The organism is Indiicoccus explosivorum (genome assembly GCF_002167005.1).
Lineage (GTDB): Bacteria > Bacillota > Bacilli > Bacillales_A > Planococcaceae > Indiicoccus > Indiicoccus explosivorum.
The window spans coordinates 39,743-60,132 of record NZ_NHTN01000021.1 but is presented as its reverse complement, the minus strand read 5'-3'; the positions used below and the strand labels follow the sequence as shown (position 1 = coordinate 60,132).

The following is a 20,390-nucleotide window of genomic DNA, read 5'->3' as shown; positions in this document are numbered from 1 at the left end:
TTGGTGGCTTTCTTATTGGGCCGGAGCAACCGGGCCGCACCCGAATTTCAAGTCGTCCGAAGGGGTCCTGCAAAATGAAGAACACCATACTCATCACAGTCGCATCCATCCTGTACTTGCTGGTCCTCCCGGACTACACAGGGGCTTCCATCGAGATGAAGGCGTTCGCCACGCTGATCATCATCCAGATTTTGTGGATCGGGCGGGTGTTCCCGCTTGCCCAAAGTTCGATCATCCTCATCCTGATCTTGTCATTCCACTTCTTTTCCTATGAGGAGACGCTCAGCTATATCGGCACCGACATCGTCTGGCTGTTGTTTTCGACGTTCATCATTTCGGCCTCGTTCATCAGCACGGGCTTGGCGAGACGGATCTCCCTGGCGGTCCTGCGGTTGTCGAGAGGATCGGGGAAGGGGCTCGTCTTCATGTCGTACGTGCTCATGTTCCTGCTGTCCCTGATGATTCCGTCGAATGTCGGAAAAGGGAGCCTGGTCGCTTCCGTCTTCGATAGCCTTCTCGGAAGCATCAAGAAAATCACCGATGCACAAAACCTCGGGAAAAGCCTCTTTATCGGCATCGCCTACATCGTGTCGATCTCAGGGGCGCTGGTTGCGACAGGAGCCAGTTCCACCATCTACACGTTCGGCATCCTCAACGAGAATGTCGACGGGCTGAGTTATTTGAAATGGCTGCTGCTGTTTTTCCCGCCCATCCTCGTTTTCGCCCTGCTGCTCGGCGTGTTGTCACTCGCTGTCTTTCCCGCTGAAAGAATCGATCAGCAGGCGCTCCTGCGCGTGATGGACGATGAAGCGGCCGATATGGGGAAGCTGAGCCGGCCGGAGAAAAAAGTCCTGCTCATCATCGGCTTCGTCCTGCTTCTGTGGAGCACCCAGCAGATCCATGATATTTCGATTCCGCTGACGGGCTTGCTCGGAGCGGCACTGACCGTCATGCCGGGCATCGGCATCTGGAAATGGGAAGAAGCGCGCAAATCGATCGATTGGGATATGCTGCTGTTCTTCGCGGCGACCATCATGGTCTCGGGCATGCTGGTGGAGACCGGGACGATTGGAGTCGCGGCCGACTTCCTGCTGCATACCCTGCCGCTGGATGAGCCGTTCGTCATCCTCGTCCTGCTGATCTGCCTGACCGCCGCCATCCGGCTGATTTTCGTCAATGTGCTCGGCCTGCTGACCATCATCCTGCCGCTCGGGCTCACACTCGGGCAGGCGCTGGACGGCCTTTCCCCGGCGCTCGTCACGATGGCGGTGTTCCTGGCCGGCGTTCCGGGGTTCCTGTTCATCACCCAATCGCCGGTCCATCTGATCGCTTATTCTTATAACCACTTTACTGAAAAGGATCTGCTGAAAATCGGCGGATTCGCGCTGGCCGCCTGGGTCGCCATCGTCAGCTTGACGGCTGGCTTCTATTGGCGGATCGTTTTCGGACTGTGATCGCGGAAAGCTCTCCTTCGCAGGGGAGCTTTTTTAGCGCCTGAGCGGCTGCAGCCGTCCTTCGCCATCGCGGCACAGTCCGGCCGCTCCTGTCCATTCCATCATCCGATCGGCTCCCTTTATTTCTTCCGGTATAGCCGAATGGAACTTTCCGGTAAGTATTCCGTATAAACAATCAATCATGACAGGAGGTGATGGCCATGCTGTGGGAAAAACCGCAGTGCATGGTATGCAGCCGGGAGATAAAAGGGAACGATACGGTCTATGTTAAAATGCGCTACCCGGAGCGCAAAGGCTTCACCGAGATCAAAGCGTTTCTGCGGAATGAAGGCAAGTTCGTTTGTGAAGACTGTTTTACGGATAAACCGGAGTGACCCATGGAGTTCCGGTTCTTCGCTTGCCGGCCGTCTTTCTTTTATTTGTGGCATTGACTGCACTGACCCTTCTTCTGTTTCCTTGGTTTTTCACAATATAAGGCAATCCTTGGGTGAAACAAGAATGTCCTCCATCAGACCGGGTACATACAGGACAACGGAATTTTGGGAGAGGAGGGGGTGGTGGTGCTGATGGTCATTGTGTCCGCGGTTTCCGCTTTTATTGCCACTAGCATCGACTACATTTTCATCCTGGTCATCCTGTTCGCGCAGCTGAAAAAGGGCAGGGCGCGGGATATCGTGATCGGCCAGTATGCGGGGCTGACCGTGCTGGTGGCAGTCAGCTTGCTCGCCGTTTACGGGCTCGCGTTCATCCCGCGGCGGTGGATCGGCTTTCTCGGGCTGATCCCGATTTACCTGGGGTTCAGTGTGCTGCTCAATAAAAAAGAAGAGAAGGACGAGGAGGAAGTGCTCGAATCGGTCGGGCGCTTCCGGAATGTCGCGGTCGGCGTGATGATCCTGTTGCTCGCAGCAGGCGGAGATAACCTCGGCGTCTACATTCCGTACTTCACGGCACTCGAAGGAGAGGAACTGGTCACCGTGCTCGTCATTTTTTACGGGCTGACCGCTGCGCTCTGCTGGCTCAGCTACAAGCTCGCGGCAATCGGCGCGGTATCCATCACGATCGAAAAGTACGGACGGATCATCGTCCCCGTCGTGTTCATCGGGCTCGGTCTGATGATTTTGAATGAAAGCGGAACATTCGAGCTGATCATGGCGCTGGTTGGTTAAGGGTGGGGGATGAACCGTTTTTAGTGAATGTGATTATAAAGGGGAGGACGTCCGTAAAGTGGTTTGGAACCTCCTTTGTAATGTTGGCAAGAGAAATCGAAAAATTCACCATTCTGTACATCAGAAGAAAAATTGAAAAGGGTAACCGAGTTTAAAACAGTTCAGATAAAAAAGAGCTCTAAAAACTTCAAATATTACTAAAAGCAGCAGACTTATAAAGGAATTAAAACTTATTAGGAAATAACTTCATATCGAAACTTTTTAGAAGCAGCAGCAAAACAAATAAGAGGAAAAGCAATGCAAATCAGCACTGCTTTTCCTCTCGTGTATATACATATTCATTTTCTTGCTTTAATAATCATCGTTGTAGGAAACTTCTGCGCTTTGTAAAGTGAATAATAGCGGTCGGATATTTCCGGTTCCATGTTCTTCAGCTGAATTGGAACATCCGACTCGACGACTTCTTCAATCGTAAAACCAGATTGAATTAATGAATTCAAATAAGTACTGAACTTCCGTTGTGGAATGACAACCGGTGCATCTTCCCCTTTAAAGTTCTCATAGCGCGTCATGCCTTCTTCCTGATAAGAGCCTTTAAGGGAAAGAAGTCCATTCTCACTTTGCAGATGGGCATAAAGCGGATGGTCCCAACTGAACAGAAAATAACCGCCGGGCTTTAAATAGGAATAAATCAAGTTGAAGGTGCTTTCCAAATCGGTCGTCCATCCAATGGCGTAAATAGAGTAGACAATGTCGAAATAACCCTGGGGAAGATTGATATCCTCTTCCATGGCTGCACAGTGCAAGTTTGCCTGCACTCCTTTTAAGGTTATTTTCGCGGTATCGATTTGTTTCTCGGAAAAATCGATGCCCCACAATTCTGCAGCTCCTTGAGCTTTCATATAGGCTAAGGAGTGGCCGCTGCCACATCCGATGTCCAGCACCTTTTTATCTTGTATGGCCTCAAATAGATGCAGCTCTTCGTCCGTTTGGGTGAAAGGTCCGAAGCTGGGTAAAGCATCGATGCCGTTAAAATGGTCAGCGACCGTATTCCAACTCTTTTGATTCTGTATCAACATTTCCGTCTTCATTTTCCTGCCTCCATTCACTAGTTAGATTCTCGAAAAAAGAGCTGACTCCTGCCAAAATATTTTTTGCTGCTTAAAAAGAAGAAGACTGCAAATATCCTTAAAATATGCAGTTTCTATGGAATTTCCATTTAGTCGTTAGTATGGAAAAGAAAAGGGGAAAAAGATGGTAACGATATTAGAAAGGAAGATGCTTAATGAAGATGTACGTGCGTTTCATCTTAATGGTCTTGACGGCCACTCTGATTATGTACGGGCTCATGTATTCCACTGTGTACCGTTGGGACCATATTTTCTTCAGTGAAATGCGGACATACATGGCTATTTATATGGGTGGTGTCATGGCAATTGTCATGCTGGCGTTCATGCAGCATATGTACAAGAACAAGAAATTGAACATCGCTATTTATGCTGTCAGCGCTCTTTTGATTATCGTGCCGTTCTGGCTTGCCCGCAGCCAGGAAACCATTGATGACGTGGACTACATGCAGGCGATGATTCCCCATCATTCCATTGCCATTCTAACCAGTGAACGCGCAGAAATTACAGACCCGCGCGTGGAGCAGCTGGCACAGGAGATCATAAAAGCGCAACGCAGGGAAATTGAAGAGATGAAGAAGTTGATCGACGATCTTGAAGAAGAAGAGGATTGAGTAAACCGGCCGAAATTATTCTTATCATCTATTCCAATAATTATTAAACGGTTTCCGACAACATGAACTGTCTTTCCGTTCTGTCACTTTCGTAAAAACTTTTTCGGGAAACTGTCATGATTTCTGCACAGCAACTGCATGAAGTTTCCGTATATTGAGGGCAGGACATCAGGAAAGAGGGATTAGTATGGTGAATCGTAAAGTGCAATTGGGAGTGGCTTCGGCCGCATTTGCCTTGACCTTGGCGGCTTGTTCAGATACCGGAGCGGAGCCGGAAATTTCTCCGGAATCTGAAGAAATGGAAATGGCAGAGGGATCCCATGAAGGAATGGATATGGGCGAAGGCTCCCATGAAGAAATGGGGATGGCAGAAGGGGCACACGAAGGAATGGAACACGCCGGTTCAGGAGAGGTGCCGGAAGGACTGCGGGTGGCAGAGAATCCGACTTTCGAAGTGGGAAGCCAAGTCATCGTTGAAGCGGATCATATGCCGGGCATGCAGGGTGTTGAGGCAACCGTATCCGGTGCGTATGATACAGTTGTTTATTCCATCTCCTACACGACGGAAAGTGGAGAAACCGTTGATGGCCATAAATGGGTGATCCATGAAGAACTCGAAGACCCGGGTGAAGAGCCACTGGAACCCGGAACGGAAGTGGTGGTGACCGCTGACCATATGGAAGGAATGGAAGGCGCCACCGCGACCATTGATACAGCGGAGGAGACTACGGTTTATACAATTGATTATGTAACAGCGTCAGGCGAAGTCGTGGCCAACCATATGTGGGTGACGGGAGATGAACTGTCGGCTGAATAAATACCAGCTGATTGGCGGACGGCCATTTACAGAAAAAGAGCTCATCTGACTTCAGTTGAGCTCTTTTGTATTCCAGTTATTCTGTTTTTCAGCAATGAACTGGACTGTATCCTTATCGGAAACTGTCCTCAATTGAACTTGTTGCTTGTAGAGTTCGTTGCCTTTCCCCGTAATGACGATCCAGTCACCTTCACCGCTGATTTCTATGGCATGCTGAATCGCCAAACTGCGGTCCGGTATAACCACCCCTTTTTTATTTCCATAAGAATTGTTCAAGTGCTTCAGCGCCTCTGTCATGTCTGCCGGGGAAACGGAATTCAAATCATCGAAAGTTAAAACATAACAATCGCTGATTTTCGTTGAAACCTGCAGCATATCCGGCCGTTTACTCGGGTCCCGGTCTCCTCTGAAGCCAAAGACGTGAATCAGCTTATAGGGGCTCTGGCTTTTCGCGGTAGATAAACAGTAGTGGAGGGCATCAGCTGTATGGGCATAATCAATGACGGCTGTCGCGCCATTGGGCATTTTCAGCATTTCGAACCGGCCGCTGACTCCTTTGAAGGTCAACAGTGCATCAAGTATTTGCTGTGTGGAAACCCCAGCCTGCTTCGCTGTTGCGTACGCCATTGCAGTATTATAAAGATTGTGGATACCGATCATCGGAGAGGGAACAGACGTCTTCACACTCTGTTCGTCTACAGTCATTCTGGAGTCTTTGACCTGAAAGTCTTTCAGAAAAATATCGTTCCCGGTACTTGATCCGACTGTCACGACCGTTTTCCCTTTTTGCTTCAGGTCAGCGGCCAATCTCTCCCCCCAGCAATTGTCGGTGTTCAGTACTGCGGTTCCATCGTCTTTCAACTGACGGAATAACGCTGCTTTTTTCAAAAAGTACTCTTCCATCGTTCCATGATAATCGAGATGTTCCCGGTGGAGATTGGTGAATAAGCAGCAATCAAATTCAATGCCTTCAATCCGATACTGATCGATTCCATGGGAGGAAACCTCCATGACAACGACTGCATCTTGACTTTTGGCTAGCAGCCGATGGATCGCTAATGCGTTGGGTGTCGTATTCCCGCTGGGGATCACTTCACCGTTGACGACATGTTGAATAGTGCCGATCAGAGCACAGGACATCCCGCTGCTCTCAAACAGATGTTTCAGCAAAAAGCTTGTCGTCGTTTTTCCGTTCGTGCCGGTTACGCCGATCACGGTCTTATGTCTGGAAGGATTGCCGTAAAAGTTCTTTGCAATCAGCCCTAAGGCCTTTCTGCTGTTCTGCACTTGGATATAGGGAACGGACAGAACAAGGTCTTCTCTTTCTCCAACGACTGCACCTGCTCCGTGGTCAATTGCGGATTGGATGTAATCATGTCCGTCTTCACTGAAGCCCTTTACCGCTACAAACAGGAAGCCCGCTTCTGCTTCTGAAGAACGATCTGTTATGCCGTTAATAAGAGTCTTGGCTGTATCAGGCGGCACGGAATTCACAGTATCCACTTGATGAAGAATGTCTTTCAAACGCATCGATCGATTAACTCCTTTGTACGTAAACTCATTCTGTTTATTTTACAGATTCCATATCGAGAAATTGTGCAATTTCCTTTTTTGTAATCAAAAAGAAATACAGCAGAAGCAGAGGAATGCAAGAAAATCCGAGATTCAAAGAGGTCGAATATGCTGAAAAAATTATCTGTCAAAGTTGGGTTGCTGTTTTTTGTATTTATTTTCTGTATTGAAGTCCTGCTATACTTCGTCTTGTACGTCAATCTGGCGGACGAACGGATTGATGAGGTAATGGCGAATCTGCTCGCCCGCGGCAATACGCATAGCGAAGTGCTTGAAGAACATTTTACGGAGCAGACACTGCAGCATGTCAGCGTCATGGAATCCGCCTCTGATTTCACAGTGATCGTTACGGATGCGGGTGGCCGTGTCCTTACCTATTCCGACCAGGTGACGCCTGAGATGCTGGAGACCATCAGCCATACCGATTTCAATCGGTTTTCTGAAACGGGCAGTGTCGTTGAAGATGATTGGCAAAAAAGCCGTTATATTGCCACGGACAGCCCCATCACGATTGATGGCCGGCATGAAGGGCATGTCTTTATGTTTGCGGAATCAGCCAGCATCCGGGAAGTCGTCGACTATCTGCGTGACCAGTTTCTGCTGATCGGGCTGATTACCATAATGGCAACCATTATTGCGATTATGCTGCTGTCGCGGCTTATCACGAGGCCGCTGATCAAAATAAAGAAAGCGACGCAGCAGCTCACCAGCGAAAAAACAACCGTTGAACTGGACACGCGGCGTCACGATGAACTCGGTGAGCTGGCTGGAGCCATCACGACATTATCAGCAGATTTAAATCGATTGAAAAATGAACGGAACGAATTTCTGGCGAGTATCGCGCACGAACTTCGAACACCGCTCACCTATATCAAGGGGTATATCGATATAGCCAGCCGTCCCGGCACAACAGCAGCGGATACAGCCACTTACATGAATATCATCCGGGAAGAGGCCATACATCTGACCGGACTGGTCCGGAATTTATTTGAATTGGCGCAAATGGATCAGCATGAATTTGCCATTGACCGGCAGGAAACGGAATTGTGCGGTTTGATTCGCTCAGTGACGGAGTTAGTGAGATCGAGATTTGATCAAAAAGGGATCCGGATTGAAGTGGATTGCCAGCCGGGACTTTCAGCTTTTGTGGATGCAAAACGGTTTCAGCAAGTGCTGTTGAACATTCTGGATAACGCACTTAAGCATACGCCGGCTGATGGGCATGTAACAGTCGCGGCGGAATACAAGGACGGAATCGATATCCGGATCACGGATGACGGAGAAGGGATCCCTGCTGAAGACGTTCCCTATGTATTCGACCGGCTGTATCGGGCTGACAAATCGAGATCGAGGCAAAACGGCGGTTCAGGTCTCGGACTTGCAGTGGCAAAAGAAATTATTGACGCCCACAACGGGAAGGTTTCTGTGGAAAGTACACTGGGAAAGGGAACGACTGTGCGGATTCATCTGGAAAGAGGGGGAAACGATGAGGAACGTACTGCTGGTAGACGATGAGAAACGGATGCTGGATCTGCTGGCGCTATATCTGGAGCCATATGGATACCAGTGCACAAAAGTATCGAATGCAGATGCAGCGCTGGATGTGCTGTCACAGAATAAATTCGACTTGGTGCTGCTGGATGTAATGATGCCGGGAATGGATGGCTGGGAGCTGTGCCGGGAAATCCGGCGGCTATCGGATGTGCCGGTGATCATGCTGACGGCCCGGGATCAGCGGCAGGATACGGTGAAAGGGCTGAAGCTCGGGGCGGATGATTACATCACAAAGCCGTTTGATGAAGAAGAACTGCTGGCCAGGATGGAAGCGCTTCTCAGGCGGGCAGGTCCCAAAAACGTCGTTGATACGGATGGTCTGGTCTGGAACGAAGAGCGGTTCGAGCTGAGTTATGCCGGACAGATGATCAGGCTGACGCCAAAAGAATTCCAGCTGCTGGGACTGCTGATGAAGCATCCCGGGAAAGTATTCAGCCGGGACCAGCTGCTGGAACAGGTATGGGGCTATGATTCCGAGACGGAAGGGCGGACTGTGGATTCTCACGTACGGAACATGCGCGAGAAAGTGAGACTGGCCGGTTTCCCGATTGACCGGCATTTTACAACGGTTTGGGGAGTCGGATACAAATGGATGAACGAATCGACATAAAGACCGCCTGAAGGCGAGGGATTCCTCGCCTTCAGGCGGTTTCTTTCAAATGCGGTATTAAGCAGCATTCCGGCAAGTTTCCCACATAATTTATCCGGCTGCGGCAGACTTTGAATTTGACGATGGAAGTTTGTCCTTCGGTTTCGGTCCCGGTTCGATAAGCTTGTAGTGGATGGAAGCGGCCTCAAAGTTGCTGTGGACGCGCTGAACCTCTTGCTGGATAACCATCAGGCGAGAGCTACACCGCAGATACTGCTTAACAGAAGCAGAGCGGCAAACAGCATGCCCATTGCCGCATCGATCCGGGTGAGCGGAACCGGCTCGAAGAACACGGTCCGGGGTTCACCCGTGAACCCCCGCGCTTCCATGGCGAAGGCCGTCCGTTCCGCTTTCCGGACCGCCCCTGACAGCATGGGCAGCAGCACGCGGCGGATATTGCGGACGCGGTGCAGCAGCCCCGTTTCTGTTCCCGCTCCGCGGAGCCGCTGTGCCTGCCGGATGTGCGTGAATTCCTCACGGAGCAGCGGCAGGAACTGATACCCGACGAGCATACTGTAAGCGAGTTTTGGCGAAAGTTTCAGCTGCTGCATCAGACTGAGCGCGAACTTCACCGGATCCGTCGTGAACGCAAACAGCAGAGATACCGATGAAAAAGCGAGCACCCGGAAGGCAAGCGACAGCGCGCGGCTCCACTGTTCGGCCGTCACGTCAAAGCCGGCCCAGCTCCAGATAACCGGGCCTTCCGTCTCCGCCGCGAATACGACGGTCGTCCACAAATAGCCGGCAGCGGTGATCACAAACGGCAGCATGAAAAATACATACCGTTTCCAGGAAATCCGGCTGAAACATGCTTGGATCATCAAGGTGCCGATAAAAAAGAACAGCGGCGTCCACGGATTGAAAAATAACGCCAGGACGAGAACTGAACCGGTAACGGCGGCCAGTTTCACCGCCGGGTTCATGTCATGCAAAATGCGCTGCACGATGAGCCGCTCCTTCCGGTGATACCAGGTGATACGCATTTAATACGTCCGGCTCATGCCATAGCGTTGCCGGCCGAAACTTCCGGGACAATCGGCCGTCCTTCATGAGCAGGACTGAATCCGCGACCGCTGCAGCGAAGGCCATGTCATGCGTTACAATGACGACAGCCATGCCGGATTTGGCCTGTTCCGTGACGAGTGCCGCCAGCTCCAGAAGAGCTTCCGCATCCTGTCCAGCTGCCGGCTCGTCCATTAGGAGAACTTGGCGTTTGTCGGCGATCATCGCACCGGTCGCCACCCGGCGCTTCTGCCCGTGACTGACAGCGAACGGATGAGAATCCCAGATGGATAGAAGTCCGAGCCGGCGGGCAGAGTTTTGAATTTCCTCAGCAGTGGACAATCCGGAATAAGCCAGTTCATCCGCCACCCGCTGCGTCATGAACAAGTACTCCGGGGACTGCGGCACGTAGCCGGCGGCAACCTCTGCCAATTCGCCGGTGTCGATCGGAACGATTCCGCACAAGACTTTTAGCAGCGTGGATTTCCCGCTGCCATTCGGGCCGGCAATCACGATGATTTCTCCCGCCGCCGCAGTGAACGAAATTTCCCGGAGTATGCGCGTTCCGTTGATGGAAACCGATACGTTCTGCATGTTCAATGCGGTTTCCTCAAACGCCCGGGTCTGTTTTGACGGAAACGGCGGGGCGGAGGGAGCGGTGAACGGCCGGTCCGCCTGCAATGCCCCGTTTCGGTCGAGGACGAGTTCCCGTTCAAAGAACCCTTCCCACAACTCCAGCCGGTGCTCCACGACAATCACGGTCCAGCCGCGCGTTTTCTGCAGCTCATCGAGCAAGCGAATAAAGGCTGAGGCGCTATGCGGATCGAGATGGGCGATCGGCTCATCCAGCACGAGCACCTCCGGCTGCATGGCAATCGCACAGGCTAAGGCGACCCGCTGTTTCATGCCGCCGGACAGCGTCTGAATGACGGCATGCCGAAATGGAGTCAGTCCGGTTAATTCAAGCGAATCACGGATGATCGCCTCCATTTCTGTCCAGCCAATTTCCAGGTTTTCCAGCGTGAACGCCAATTCCTGCTCGACAGTCGGCATGCAAAATTGCGCATCGGGATCCTGCAGTACAGTCGCTGTCTTTTTGCATATTTCGCCCGGTGTGTACGCTGCAGCCGGTTTTCCGAACAGCCGGATGTTTCCCGTAAGAACCCCGTCGCAGTTTTCGGGGTACAGCCGGTTCAGCAAATACAAAAGCGAGCTTTTGCCTGATCCGCTCACACCGCTGATGACGACCCGCTCACCGGAACGGACCTCAAAAGACAGATTTTGCAGCGTATTCCGCTCCTTATCCGGAAAGCGGAACGAAACGTTTTCAAGGGAAATGACCGGTTCACACATGGGCATCACCTTTTTTATTATGCGAAATGGCATAGCCGCGGAGGGAGCCGGATAACAGCAGACCGTCCGCCAAATACTTGCCGCCGAGTCCGGCGATCAGTGCCCCGCTCAGTACCCGCAGTATGAACATGAGCGCCACAAACGATGGATCCAGTGCCGCATAACCCGACAGCAAGTAACCGTAGCCAAAACTGAAGACGGCCGACCCGGCACCGGCCAGCATCAGCACCCATGCCTGATACCGCTTATAGCCGGTCGCTGCGAACACCGCTTCTGCGCCGAGTCCCTGGACGATGCCGGACAAGATGAGCCGCGGGCCGATCGCGTTGCCCAGCATGACTTCCACTGCCGCTGCCATCGTTTCTGACAAAAGGGCCGCTCCGGGTTTCCGGATGATGTATGCGCACAAAATCGAGACAATGAACCAGATGCCAAAAATCCACTCGTAAGCGATCGGGCCGATGAACCCGGCCCAGATGTTCCCGATGTGGACAAATAACAGATACACCACACCGAACACAGCGGCGAAGACACTCATCAAGATGATTTCTTTCAGTTTCCAGGATTTCAGCATGTCACTCGCCTCCGTGGGATGGGCTATTGAGGCTCATCGAAACCGTCATGACAAGGTGCGGGAACTGGCTCGAGCGGGCATGTGTGAACGCCTCTTCGTAAAAGGCGAAGACGTCATGGATGTCGCCATGGATGCCGCTTGCGTAATGCATCGAGTCGTTGAAGACACCGCGCGCTTTTGCCCGGTCGACTTCCCGGTAAATGATGGCCATGTAATCCGGATTGTTCATCGGGTAGAGCGCGAACTGGGAAGAGACGTATTGGTTCCGGTCGTCTCTGTTCTGGAGCTCATCGTCCGCTTCCAAATACACATCGCCTTCCGTGTCACCCGGACAGCCGGCGGAAAAAGTGCCGGACAATGCCACATGTTCACCGGTTTTGGCCGAATGGAGCGTAAGGGCTTTGGCGACATTGAAGACGTGCGGCTGCTTGCCGCGGATGACGGTCGAGACATCGTCGGTGTGCATCCAGACCTGGGATGTATCCGTTTCGTGAAGAGCTCCTTTGATGATGTCGATAAACCGGTCGCTCATCGGATGAAGCGAGAACCGGAAGCCCACGATCGGGCTTGTGCCGCAGTGCTGTTGTTCCATGTTGAATTCCTCCTTGTGTTTGATTCCATGAAAAAAAGCCGCATCCGCGAAGATGCAGCCACGTATCCATAGCAAACGAAACAAAAGAAGTGTACGGAACGTCACTGCACTTCCTCACGCCGGTATTATCCGGATCGAGTCATAAGGGATCGGAGCTCGCGCTCGCATCTCAGCCAAAGTGGGCACCCCCAGTGCAGAAAAACGGTATGCAGTTTTTGTCATGTACCGGACGTTTCCGGCATCTTCAGTGTACCGGAGAAGCAAACGGATGTAAACCGGTGCTGACTTCCTGTAAGTCTTTTTTCATGTCTTTTTTTACAACTGATAGCGATGATTGTGAGGAGCTTTTCGTTTCTGTATCAGTTTAGTTAAAACGGCTTTTTTCATTAAAGACGGTGGTAAATTGAAATCAGACCAAGTGAAAAATCGACCCGATTAGTTGTTCACTTTCTATTGATGGAAGGGGATTGACAAAATGACGGAACAATTTGTTCAAGAAACTGTCAGAACGATGATTCGATTCAACAGTTCGAATATCATACAGACGTTCAGCAAGGAAGACGTTCCGCTGGTTACTGTCGCGGGTGTTCCGGATAAGTCCGCTTTGAAAGTGACGACCCTTCCGACCGGCGAAGTGCGGGTGTTCAACAATCCCTCAGAAGCTGCCGGATGGATCCTCACTCTTCTGGGTCAATATCAGCTCATTCAATAACCCCCTTACCGAAGGGGGGTTTTTTAGTGGGAAAAGAATACCCTTGCAAACCGGCTTTCCGTGGCAGTCTTTTTCGTCCTTGATTATGTTGAGGTGGTTTAGACAAGCAGATCATCATGTGAAGCCGAACGGCTGGAAATAAAAAACAGCTCGTATGGTTCATAGCCGGATTTGCTAGGAAGTCACCATACTAGCTGAGATGGTTTTTGAATTTATTGGTATGTAAAAAGTTGGGATAAAATGAACAGAGCCATCGCCCAGACGATCAGTGCGGACAACTGGTTGATCCGTTTCAGAAGCTTGCCGCCCGTATCGAACTGGCCGACTTTCCTTCCGACGGCTGCGAGGGATAAAAACCAGATCCAGGACACGCCGATCACCGCCGCTGTGAACATCCATTTCTCTTCACCGCTGTAGACGAGTGAGCTGGTGCCGATCACTCCGATGGTGTCCATGATGGCATGGGGATTCAGCAGCGAAACGGATGCCGCGAACAGGATCTGCTGTTTTGCCGACAGGCGGCTGGTCTCCCGGATTGTTTCCGTTTCGGGAGCCGTCCGCCACATCGCCCACCCCATGTACGTCAAAAACAAAAAGCCCGCGACGAACAGAGCGGTTCTCAGCCAGTCGAAAGTAAAGACGACCACCGAGACACCGGTGACGGCCAAGGAAATGAGCAGGGTGTCGCAAATCGCGGCGGTCGTGATGGCGGGCAATGCCCGCGTGAATGCCGGATGGGTCGCCCCCTGATTGAATACGAAGACGTTCTGGACCCCCAACGGCAAAATGAGGCCGAACGCCAGTACAATTCCGTGGAGCAATGGGTCCATGGTGTTCTCCTCCTGACGTACTCCTGTTCAGGATAAAGGAAAACTCCCCGGCTGTCTTTGGTTAATTTTGACCGGGCGTCGGTAAATCATTTAAAAGTCTGGGAAAGTCTCTCGTGGTGTCCATTTTAGAGGTTTCCTTTTCAGTCCTCCAGCTTCAAAATCAAGTTCGTGCCATCGACTTGTCCCGGAGCCGAAGCTGCCATATTGCCGGTATAATAGACTTTTACAAGATCCCCTGTTTCAAATTCGGTGCCGGTCAGACGGTTAAGCCAAGGAATGGTGTAATAAGTGCCCCGATGAAACAGCTCTCTGTCTAGAGGAGCCGCCAATTTTTCCGGGCCACCGCCTATCAGATCCCGGCTGATAACGAATGTGGCCCCATTTTCAGCGTCGGTGCGCGCTGATTCGACTTCAACCACATATCCAATATCCGTTGTCTGGATCTGCCAGCTGAATAAAAGAAGGACAGCCAGCAGACCGAAAGCCCATAACGCCATCCGCTTCCTCATGTTATTCCTCCTATTTTGTTTTATTTCCTCATAAGACGGGACCTGCTGAGAATCGTTTCGTTAGTAAGACGTTACTTTTACGGGGTTGCCGATTTTTTCCTTGTGCACTCCTTTAGTATGAAAGCCAGTGGGTATTTTCTACTTAATATTTAATTTATTCAAAAGTCATTGAATAAACATTCATGTTTAATTATACTTATTAACATTGATATTTAGGAGGGCGAATTAATGGAGAAAAAAATGAACCGATTCTTCTATATGCTGCTTTCATTCGTGCTTCTGCTCGCGGCGTGTTCCAGCAGCGAGGAAGCGGGCAGCGCAGTGAGCGGTGAAGAATTGACGGAGGAAGAAAAGTATGGCGGTACACTCGTTTATGGAAGAGGGGCGGATTCAGTCAGCTTGGATCCGATCAACGTAACGGATGGTGAATCCATCCGGGTGACCCACAGTATTTTTGAAACGTTACTGGAGTATGACGAGAATTTGGAATTGCAACCGAAACTGGCAACCGAGTGGGAGTCGAGTGAAGACGGTTTAACTTGGACGTTCCAGCTTCGTGAAGGCGTCAAGTTCCATGATGGCACTGATTTTAACGCTGAAGCAGTCGTGTTCAACTTTGAACGGTGGATGGATCCTGAAAACCCGTACCATGTCGGCGATTTCGCCTACTACCCGTTTCTTTATGGCGGTTTTAAGGGTGACGAAGATCATTTAATCGAATCTGTTAAAGCGACAGGCGAGCACGAGCTTGAGATCAAACTAAAACGTAAAACAGCCCCGTTCCTGAGCTATTTGGCAATTTCTATGTTCGGAATCGCGAGCCCGGCGGCTATTGAGAAATACGGGACAGACATTGGTGAACATCCAGTCGGCACGGGTCCGTTCATGTTCGAGGAATGGAGCAGAAATAATTCCATTACCCTTGTGAAGAATCCGGATTACTGGGTGGAAGAGGAGCCTTACCTGGATCGGATTATCTACCGGGTGATCCCGGACAATTCCGCACGGCTGTCTTCTCTGATGGCTGGCGAAATCGATATGATGGAAGGCTTGAATATGGGAGACGTCTCTGTCGTCAAAGAAGCGGAAGGACTGGAATTGATTAAGCGGCCGAGCTTTAATATCAGCTATATCGCTTTCAATACACAAAAAGAGCCTTTTGATGATGTGCGTGTCAGAAAGGCATTGAATATGGCGATCGATAAAGAGGCGATTGTTGATGCGTTCTTCTACGGCCTTGCCGATGTGGCGACCAATCCGATTCCGCCGTCACTGTGGGGATTCAACGAGTCAATCGAAGGCTATGAATATGATCCGGAGCAGGCGAAAAAGCTTTTGGCAGAAGCCGGATACGAGGATGGACTCAAGATTACTCTCTATACGATGAACAATCCCCGCCCTTACTTGCCGGAACCGATGAAGATCGCCGAAGCGGTACAGTCCGACTTCGCTGAAATAGGAGTGGAAGCAGAAATTATTACGATGGAGTGGGCAACGTACTTGGATGATACGAGCAACGGAGCACACGATATGGCCTTCTACGGCTGGACAGGTGTCATGGCAGACCCTGACAATTTCCTTTATCCAAATCTCAGCCAGACGAATATCGTCAAACCTGCTCAGAATGTCGCTTTCTATGACAGCGATGAATTCACATCCCTGATCACTGAAGCGCGCGAGACAATCGATCAGGATAAACGAATTGAATTGTACAAGCAAGCGCAGGAAGTGTTCCACAAAGATGTTCCATGGATCATGCTGGCATATACCACTCCACCGCTCGCAAAAGCTGATTATGTAAAAGGTTTTGAAGCTCACCCGATGAGCATTGACGTAATGGCTGATGTTTATTTAGCAAAATGAATGAGGGCGCGAGGTGACACGGATGTTTTCACTGTTGAAAGAAGTATGCGGGCTGGTAGGACCCAGCGGGTTTGAACAGGACGTCCAGCGTTTTATCTTAAATGAAGTGAAAGAAAAAGCGGATAAAACGGAAGTGGATGGACTGGGCAATCTGATTGCTAAGCTGGATGCGACTGACGAATCAATGCCTTCGATCCTGCTGGCAGCCCACTCGGATGAAATCGGGTTTATTATTAAAAAAATCGAACCGAACGGCACCCTCCGCTTCGAACTGGTGGGCGGTTTCGATAATCGGATTCTCTTGGCACAGCCCGTCAAAATCAAAGGATCGAAGGGTTATGTAGAAGGTGTCATCGGTACAATCTCGGCTCACTATGTAAAGTGGGATGATCCGAAGAGGATCGCTTCCCACCGTGACCTCTATATCGACATCGGAGCCAGTTCGGAAGAAGAAGTGAAAGGAATGGGCGTGGCAATCGGACAGCCCGCGAGCTATGGCAGCGAACTTAAACTGCTCGGAGGGGGCAAGCGCGGCCGAGTCGCCGGTAAGGGGCTGGATGACCGGGCAGGATCTGCACTTCTCATTCAGCTCCTCAACCGTTTGAAAGAGCAGTCTGAGTGCCGGCACGGGGATATATATTTCGCCTTTACGGTACAGGAGGAAGTCGGACTACGGGGAGCTTCGGTCCTGTCTTCCGATATCCGTCCGGATTTCGCGCTGGCCATTGACACTACACCCACAAGCGACACGTACGATGTTCTTATGACCGGTACCCGGTCTCTCGGTGCTGGCCCGTGCGTGAAAATTGCGGATAAGTCACTGATTGCTCATCCGCTTGTCGTGCAGCTTCTGGAAAAGGTGGCCATTCAGCAGAATATCCCTTATCAGCCTGAAATCTTTATGGGGATCGGCACGGATGCCGGCGCTATTCATATGTCCGCTTCCGGTGTGCCGTCCGGCGTCATTTCCATCCCTTCCCGATATACGCATTCGCCGATTGAAATCGTGGATCTGGATGATTTGGACAACAGTCTGAAGCTGGCGAAAGAATTTATTTGTCATTCAGCGGAGTTGAAAAATAAAACCTTTTTGGATACGTAGACGAAAAAGCAGGCTTCGGCCTGCTTTTTTCTATTAAGGGCTTGGCATAGGTGTTCCGCAAAAAAGGTCTGTGGAGGAGAACTCACGGACGGACTGCTGCGGATTTTTTAAAACCCCTGTACGTCATTGAGCCCCGGAAGCTCTCAGCAGAGTTCCGGGGCTCGAAGTCTGTGTTTCGTTATGATTCAGTGGGGCGCTCGCCTGCATCGAATCGGCATGTACTTAAGGGTCCATACAGTCATGGGAGAGGCCGGAGGTTAAGCGCCCCTCCTGCTCGAGTGAACTGGCTTATTTCGTATTCGTGAACCCGCCGTCGATCCGGATCACTTCACCGTTGATATACTCGGCTTTCGACGTCAGCAGGAACGTCACGAGTTCCGCGACTTCCTCCGCCGTCCCGAGCCGCCGTTGCGGAATGCCGGCCGTCGCGTTCTCTTTCATTTCCGGGTTCGCTTCGTAGAACGCCTTCACCATCGGCGTCTCCGTCGGTCCCGGGGCGATGGCGTTGACACGGAGTCCTTCTTTCGCATATTCCGCGACCATGCTTTTTGTCAGTCCGACGATCCCGTGCTTCGTGGCGGAATACGTCACGACCGAGTCCTGGCCGATGACACCCGCGCTCGAAGCCGTATTGACGATCGAGCCGCCGCCATTTTTCAGCATGACTTCCGCCACATAGCGCACGCCGTACAGCGCGCCCATGAGGTTGATGCCGACGATTTTATCGATTTCGTCGATTTCAGTTTCCAGGAAGTACTTTCCGCTCCCGGAAATGCCGGCATTGTTGAAGAAATAGTCGATGGTGCCGAAATGCTCCACCGTCTGATCGACGTACTTCTTCACCTCTTCCGCCTTCGATACATCCGCCTGGATGAACAGTGCGTCCGGTCCGATTTCCTTCACTTTTTCCACCGTTTCATTGCCGCCTTTTTCATTCACATCGACGACTGCGATCCGGACACCTTCCTGCGCGAGGCGGAGGGCGGTCGACTGCCCGAGGCCGCTCCCGGCGCCTGTGATGACTGCAACTTTACTCATATTTTTGACCTGCCTTTCTTCCGCGAGTTTCCGAAACTGACTCGCGGGTATATTAGTTAATGTATGCCCGGAAACGGACGATGGAAAACATGCTGCGGCGGGCAGAAAATGTCCCGCCGGGGCAAAAATCTCGGTGCCTGGCACCGCAAGGAAATGATAAGGAGGACGAAGGTTATGGCAAATGCGCATGAAGAGGCTGTGAGGACGGTATATGAGCTGATCAAGGATGTGGATGTGGCGATGCTGACGACGGTGTCGGAAGGCAAGCTCGTCTCGCGCCCGCTGCAGACGCAGGAGAAGGAGTTCGACGGGACGCTGTGGTTTTTGACGCTGAAGGATACGGTCAAGTACGATGAGATCCAAAAGAATCCGAATGTGAATGTGGCGTATGTCGGGAAGTCGTATGTGTCCATCAGCGGGACGGCGGAGTTCGTCGAGGACTTGGAGCGGAAGAAGGAGTATTGGAATCCGGTGTTCGATAAGCTGCTCGAGACGTCGTATGATGACCCGAATGTGGTGCTGATCAAGGTGACGGCGGAGACTGCCGAGTACTGGGAGTCCGGCAATAAGCTGAAGGCCGTGAAGAATTTCGCCAAGAAGCTGACGAGCGATGAGCGGATGGGCGATGATTCGGATATGAACGAGACGGTCGATTTCAATAAGTGAGCTGGGCATCTGGAGAAGTATCCGCCCGTTTCAGCATGCACCGGCCGTCCCGGTTCTTTTTGGGACGGCCGGTGCATTTTCGGGCGGCGCTTGTTTTGTATGCTTACAACCCGTTCCGCCCGGGAAAAGGGGAGGAAACAGGGATGACCGGCATAGCCGGTTTTATTGAACAAAATTATAACTGACTGGAGGGGTCACTATCATTCAACAGCTGATGAACAGACGGACGGGCGCAGCGCTGGCGGGGTCCCTCGCGGCGGCCGGCGGCTATTTTGCGTACCGGAGGCAGACCGGTGATGAGAGCGCGGCGGCGAAGCTGGTGAAACTCGTCATGCGGCTGACCGGTGTGAAGATGGTGCTGTCCGACCCGGCGAAGTTCGATGAATTTATTGAAGTAAAGAAAAAAGAAGGGGAGAAGCCGTACAGCATCCCGAAATCCGCGAAGATCCGCCATACGGTCGACCGGACGGAGAAAGAAGGAATGGCGGTGTACCGGCTGTCCCCGGAAGGACGGGAATCCGGCGGGAAACGGATTTTCCACCTGCACGGCGGCGGGTATATCCTGCAGCCGCACAAGCGGCACTGGCAGTTCCTCGACCGGCTCGCAAAGCGGAGCGGGCGGGACGTCATCATGCCGATCTATCCGAAAACGCCGCAACATTCCTATGAGGAGGCGTTTCCGAAAGTCCTGGCTGTCTACAAGGAGCTGCTGGCCGAGACGGCGCCGGAAGACATTGTGCTATTGGGCGAATCATCCGGTGGCGGATTCGCACTGGCGTTGGCCCAATTGCTCAAAAAAGAAGGGCTGCCGCAGCCGGGCCGGCTCATCCTCATCTCGCCGTGGACGGACGCGACGATGGACAACCCGGCGATCGCCGACTATGAGGACCGCGACCCGCTCCTTTCCCGGCACGGGATGAAGGAGCTCGGGAAATTGTGGGCGGGTTCCGGCGACCCTGGAAAGCCGCCGGTCAGCCCGATCAACGGCGATCTGGAAGGGCTCGCGCCGGTGACGCTGTTCGCCGGCACGCACGACATCCTGTTCCCGGATGCCCGGAAACTCAAAAGGAAACTGGAAGCGCACGGCGCGGAGGTCGGGTACCACGAGTATCCGAAAATGACGCACTGCTTTCCGCTCTATCCGATCCCCGAAGGCCACCGGGCGCTCGGACAGATCGTTTCCGCGATGCAATAAA

The 20,390-nt window shown here is 51.8% G+C and carries 21 protein-coding genes and 1 riboswitch; of the genes, 12 read left to right on the top strand and 9 right to left on the bottom strand.

What is annotated here, in order from left to right:
- Positions 1 to 74: 74 nt before the first annotated feature.
- From CCE92_RS07370 to CCE92_RS07360, 3 genes are all read left to right on the top strand, one after another.
- A complete protein-coding gene (locus CCE92_RS07370) occupies positions 75 to 1,454 on the top strand; it encodes an SLC13 family permease (RefSeq protein WP_088006880.1) in 1,380 nt (459 codons plus the stop codon).
- Between the two features lie 200 nt (positions 1,455 to 1,654).
- The gene (locus tag CCE92_RS07365; RefSeq protein ID WP_420913229.1) at positions 1,655 to 1,828 is read left to right on the top strand and encodes a Fe3+ hydroxamate ABC transporter substrate-binding protein; all 174 of its coding nucleotides are present in this window, start codon (positions 1,655 to 1,657) and stop codon (positions 1,826 to 1,828) included.
- A 192-nt stretch (positions 1,829 to 2,020) separates the two neighbouring features.
- Entirely contained in the window at positions 2,021 to 2,620 is a 600-nt protein-coding gene (locus CCE92_RS07360; RefSeq protein WP_241535913.1) for a CadD family cadmium resistance transporter, read from the top strand.
- Positions 2,621 to 2,958: 338 nt separating this feature from the next.
- Here the strand turns inward: CCE92_RS07360 and CCE92_RS07355 are convergent, their stop codons facing one another.
- Positions 2,959 to 3,711, bottom strand: coding sequence for a class I SAM-dependent methyltransferase (locus tag CCE92_RS07355; RefSeq protein WP_088006877.1), 753 nt, complete (start codon positions 3,709 to 3,711; stop codon positions 2,959 to 2,961).
- Between the two features lie 194 nt (positions 3,712 to 3,905).
- On the opposite strand from CCE92_RS07355, the gene CCE92_RS07350 reads away from it, so the two are divergent.
- Complete coding sequence (locus CCE92_RS07350; RefSeq protein WP_088006876.1) at positions 3,906 to 4,361, top strand: DUF305 domain-containing protein; 456 nt, start codon at positions 3,906 to 3,908, stop codon at positions 4,359 to 4,361.
- A gap of 187 nt (positions 4,362 to 4,548) precedes the next feature.
- The gene (locus CCE92_RS07345) at positions 4,549 to 5,178 is read left to right on the top strand and encodes a YdhK family protein (protein WP_088006875.1); all 630 of its coding nucleotides are present in this window, start codon (positions 4,549 to 4,551) and stop codon (positions 5,176 to 5,178) included.
- A gap of 51 nt (positions 5,179 to 5,229) precedes the next feature.
- Here the strand turns inward: CCE92_RS07345 and CCE92_RS07340 are convergent, their stop codons facing one another.
- A complete protein-coding gene (locus CCE92_RS07340) occupies positions 5,230 to 6,708 on the bottom strand; it encodes a UDP-N-acetylmuramoyl-L-alanyl-D-glutamate--2,6-diaminopimelate ligase (protein WP_088006874.1) in 1,479 nt (492 codons plus the stop codon).
- Positions 6,709 to 6,858: 150 nt separating this feature from the next.
- Between CCE92_RS07340 and CCE92_RS07335 the strand changes: the two genes are divergently transcribed.
- Positions 6,859 to 8,265, top strand: coding sequence for a sensor histidine kinase (locus CCE92_RS07335; protein ID WP_088006873.1), 1,407 nt, complete (start codon positions 6,859 to 6,861; stop codon positions 8,263 to 8,265).
- Positions 8,237 to 8,914, top strand: a complete 678-nt coding sequence (locus CCE92_RS07330; protein ID WP_088006872.1) for a response regulator transcription factor — start codon at positions 8,237 to 8,239, stop codon at positions 8,912 to 8,914. The genes CCE92_RS07335 and CCE92_RS07330 overlap by 29 nt, the downstream gene beginning before the upstream one ends.
- Positions 8,915 to 9,141: 227 nt before the next feature.
- Here the strand turns inward: CCE92_RS07330 and CCE92_RS07325 are convergent, their stop codons facing one another.
- From CCE92_RS07325 to CCE92_RS07310, 4 genes are read right to left on the bottom strand one after another with little or no spacing between them, the layout of a single operon-like run.
- Positions 9,142 to 9,897 carry an energy-coupling factor transporter transmembrane component T family protein gene (locus tag CCE92_RS07325; protein WP_088006871.1) on the bottom strand — a complete coding sequence of 252 codons (756 nt, stop codon included), beginning with the start codon at positions 9,895 to 9,897 and terminating at the stop codon, positions 9,142 to 9,144.
- Complete coding sequence (locus tag CCE92_RS07320) at positions 9,878 to 11,308, bottom strand: ABC transporter ATP-binding protein (RefSeq protein WP_088006870.1); 1,431 nt, start codon at positions 11,306 to 11,308, stop codon at positions 9,878 to 9,880. The genes CCE92_RS07325 and CCE92_RS07320 overlap by 20 nt, the downstream gene beginning before the upstream one ends.
- Complete coding sequence (locus tag CCE92_RS07315; RefSeq protein WP_088006869.1) at positions 11,301 to 11,882, bottom strand: ECF transporter S component; 582 nt, start codon at positions 11,880 to 11,882, stop codon at positions 11,301 to 11,303. Before CCE92_RS07315 ends, CCE92_RS07320 begins: the two co-directional genes overlap by 8 nt.
- A 1-nt stretch (position 11,883) precedes the next feature.
- The gene (locus CCE92_RS07310) at positions 11,884 to 12,474 is read right to left on the bottom strand and encodes a YkoF family thiamine/hydroxymethylpyrimidine-binding protein (RefSeq protein ID WP_088006868.1); all 591 of its coding nucleotides are present in this window, start codon (positions 12,472 to 12,474) and stop codon (positions 11,884 to 11,886) included.
- Between the two features lie 94 nt (positions 12,475 to 12,568).
- A riboswitch (TPP riboswitch) is annotated at positions 12,569 to 12,674 on the bottom strand.
- Between the two features lie 275 nt (positions 12,675 to 12,949).
- Here CCE92_RS07310 and CCE92_RS07305 point away from each other — a divergent pair.
- Positions 12,950 to 13,186 (top strand): hypothetical protein, encoded by a 237-nt coding sequence (locus CCE92_RS07305; protein ID WP_088006867.1) that lies wholly within the window; start codon positions 12,950 to 12,952, stop codon positions 13,184 to 13,186.
- Positions 13,187 to 13,398: 212 nt separating this feature from the next.
- Here the strand turns inward: CCE92_RS07305 and CCE92_RS07300 are convergent, their stop codons facing one another.
- Both CCE92_RS07300 and CCE92_RS07295 read right to left on the bottom strand, forming a co-directional pair.
- Positions 13,399 to 14,016 carry a LysE/ArgO family amino acid transporter gene (locus CCE92_RS07300; RefSeq protein WP_088006866.1) on the bottom strand — a complete coding sequence of 206 codons (618 nt, stop codon included), beginning with the start codon at positions 14,014 to 14,016 and terminating at the stop codon, positions 13,399 to 13,401.
- Positions 14,017 to 14,156: 140 nt separating this feature from the next.
- Complete coding sequence (locus CCE92_RS07295; protein WP_088006865.1) at positions 14,157 to 14,525, bottom strand: hypothetical protein; 369 nt, start codon at positions 14,523 to 14,525, stop codon at positions 14,157 to 14,159.
- A 228-nt stretch (positions 14,526 to 14,753) separates the two neighbouring features.
- Here CCE92_RS07295 and CCE92_RS07290 point away from each other — a divergent pair, with 228 nt between their 5' ends.
- Together CCE92_RS07290 and CCE92_RS07285 are read left to right on the top strand one after the other, a co-directional pair.
- Complete coding sequence (locus CCE92_RS07290; RefSeq protein WP_088006864.1) at positions 14,754 to 16,388, top strand: ABC transporter substrate-binding protein; 1,635 nt, start codon at positions 14,754 to 14,756, stop codon at positions 16,386 to 16,388.
- 22 nt (positions 16,389 to 16,410) lie between these two features.
- Positions 16,411 to 17,490: a M42 family metallopeptidase gene (locus CCE92_RS07285; RefSeq protein WP_088006886.1), complete on the top strand. Its 1,080-nt coding sequence runs from the start codon at positions 16,411 to 16,413 to the stop codon at positions 17,488 to 17,490.
- A 288-nt stretch (positions 17,491 to 17,778) separates the two neighbouring features.
- On the opposite strand, the gene CCE92_RS07280 is transcribed toward CCE92_RS07285, so the two are convergent.
- The gene (locus CCE92_RS07280; protein WP_088006863.1) at positions 17,779 to 18,528 is read right to left on the bottom strand and encodes an SDR family NAD(P)-dependent oxidoreductase; all 750 of its coding nucleotides are present in this window, start codon (positions 18,526 to 18,528) and stop codon (positions 17,779 to 17,781) included.
- Between the two features lie 174 nt (positions 18,529 to 18,702).
- Here CCE92_RS07280 and CCE92_RS07275 point away from each other — a divergent pair, with 174 nt between their 5' ends.
- A complete protein-coding gene (locus CCE92_RS07275) occupies positions 18,703 to 19,194 on the top strand; it encodes a pyridoxamine 5'-phosphate oxidase family protein (protein ID WP_088006862.1) in 492 nt (163 codons plus the stop codon).
- Between the two features lie 214 nt (positions 19,195 to 19,408).
- A complete protein-coding gene (locus tag CCE92_RS07270) occupies positions 19,409 to 20,389 on the top strand; it encodes an alpha/beta hydrolase (RefSeq protein ID WP_088006861.1) in 981 nt (326 codons plus the stop codon).
- The last annotated feature ends 1 nt before the right edge of the window (position 20,390 follow it).

What these genes read in the sequence shown, in the direction of transcription:
- CCE92_RS07370 (WP_088006880.1), top strand. Translation starts at nt 75, where the DNA reads ATGAAGAACACCATACTCATCACAGTCGCATCCATCCTGTACTTGCTG.
- CCE92_RS07365 (WP_420913229.1), top strand. Translation starts at nt 1,655, where the DNA reads ATGCTGTGGGAAAAACCGCAGTGCATGGTATGCAGCCGGGAGATAAAA.
- CCE92_RS07360 (WP_241535913.1), top strand. Translation starts at nt 2,021, where the DNA reads ATGGTCATTGTGTCCGCGGTTTCCGCTTTTATTGCCACTAGCATCGAC.
- CCE92_RS07355 (WP_088006877.1), bottom strand. Translation starts at nt 3,711, where the DNA reads ATGAAGACGGAAATGTTGATACAGAATCAAAAGAGTTGGAATACGGTC.
- CCE92_RS07350 (WP_088006876.1), top strand. Translation starts at nt 3,906, where the DNA reads ATGAAGATGTACGTGCGTTTCATCTTAATGGTCTTGACGGCCACTCTG.
- CCE92_RS07345 (WP_088006875.1), top strand. Translation starts at nt 4,549, where the DNA reads ATGGTGAATCGTAAAGTGCAATTGGGAGTGGCTTCGGCCGCATTTGCC.
- CCE92_RS07340 (WP_088006874.1), bottom strand. Translation starts at nt 6,708, where the DNA reads ATGCGTTTGAAAGACATTCTTCATCAAGTGGATACTGTGAATTCCGTG.
- CCE92_RS07335 (WP_088006873.1), top strand. Translation starts at nt 6,859, where the DNA reads ATGCTGAAAAAATTATCTGTCAAAGTTGGGTTGCTGTTTTTTGTATTT.
- CCE92_RS07330 (WP_088006872.1), top strand. Translation starts at nt 8,237, where the DNA reads ATGAGGAACGTACTGCTGGTAGACGATGAGAAACGGATGCTGGATCTG.
- CCE92_RS07320 (WP_088006870.1), bottom strand. Translation starts at nt 11,308, where the DNA reads ATGTGTGAACCGGTCATTTCCCTTGAAAACGTTTCGTTCCGCTTTCCG.
- CCE92_RS07315 (WP_088006869.1), bottom strand. Translation starts at nt 11,882, where the DNA reads ATGCTGAAATCCTGGAAACTGAAAGAAATCATCTTGATGAGTGTCTTC.
- CCE92_RS07310 (WP_088006868.1), bottom strand. Translation starts at nt 12,474, where the DNA reads ATGGAACAACAGCACTGCGGCACAAGCCCGATCGTGGGCTTCCGGTTC.
- CCE92_RS07305 (WP_088006867.1), top strand. Translation starts at nt 12,950, where the DNA reads ATGACGGAACAATTTGTTCAAGAAACTGTCAGAACGATGATTCGATTC.
- CCE92_RS07300 (WP_088006866.1), bottom strand. Translation starts at nt 14,016, where the DNA reads ATGGACCCATTGCTCCACGGAATTGTACTGGCGTTCGGCCTCATTTTG.
- CCE92_RS07295 (WP_088006865.1), bottom strand. Translation starts at nt 14,525, where the DNA reads ATGAGGAAGCGGATGGCGTTATGGGCTTTCGGTCTGCTGGCTGTCCTT.
- CCE92_RS07290 (WP_088006864.1), top strand. Translation starts at nt 14,754, where the DNA reads ATGGAGAAAAAAATGAACCGATTCTTCTATATGCTGCTTTCATTCGTG.
- CCE92_RS07285 (WP_088006886.1), top strand. Translation starts at nt 16,411, where the DNA reads ATGTTTTCACTGTTGAAAGAAGTATGCGGGCTGGTAGGACCCAGCGGG.
- CCE92_RS07280 (WP_088006863.1), bottom strand. Translation starts at nt 18,528, where the DNA reads ATGAGTAAAGTTGCAGTCATCACAGGCGCCGGGAGCGGCCTCGGGCAG.
- CCE92_RS07275 (WP_088006862.1), top strand. Translation starts at nt 18,703, where the DNA reads ATGGCAAATGCGCATGAAGAGGCTGTGAGGACGGTATATGAGCTGATC.
- CCE92_RS07270 (WP_088006861.1), top strand. Translation starts at nt 19,409, where the DNA reads ATGAACAGACGGACGGGCGCAGCGCTGGCGGGGTCCCTCGCGGCGGCC.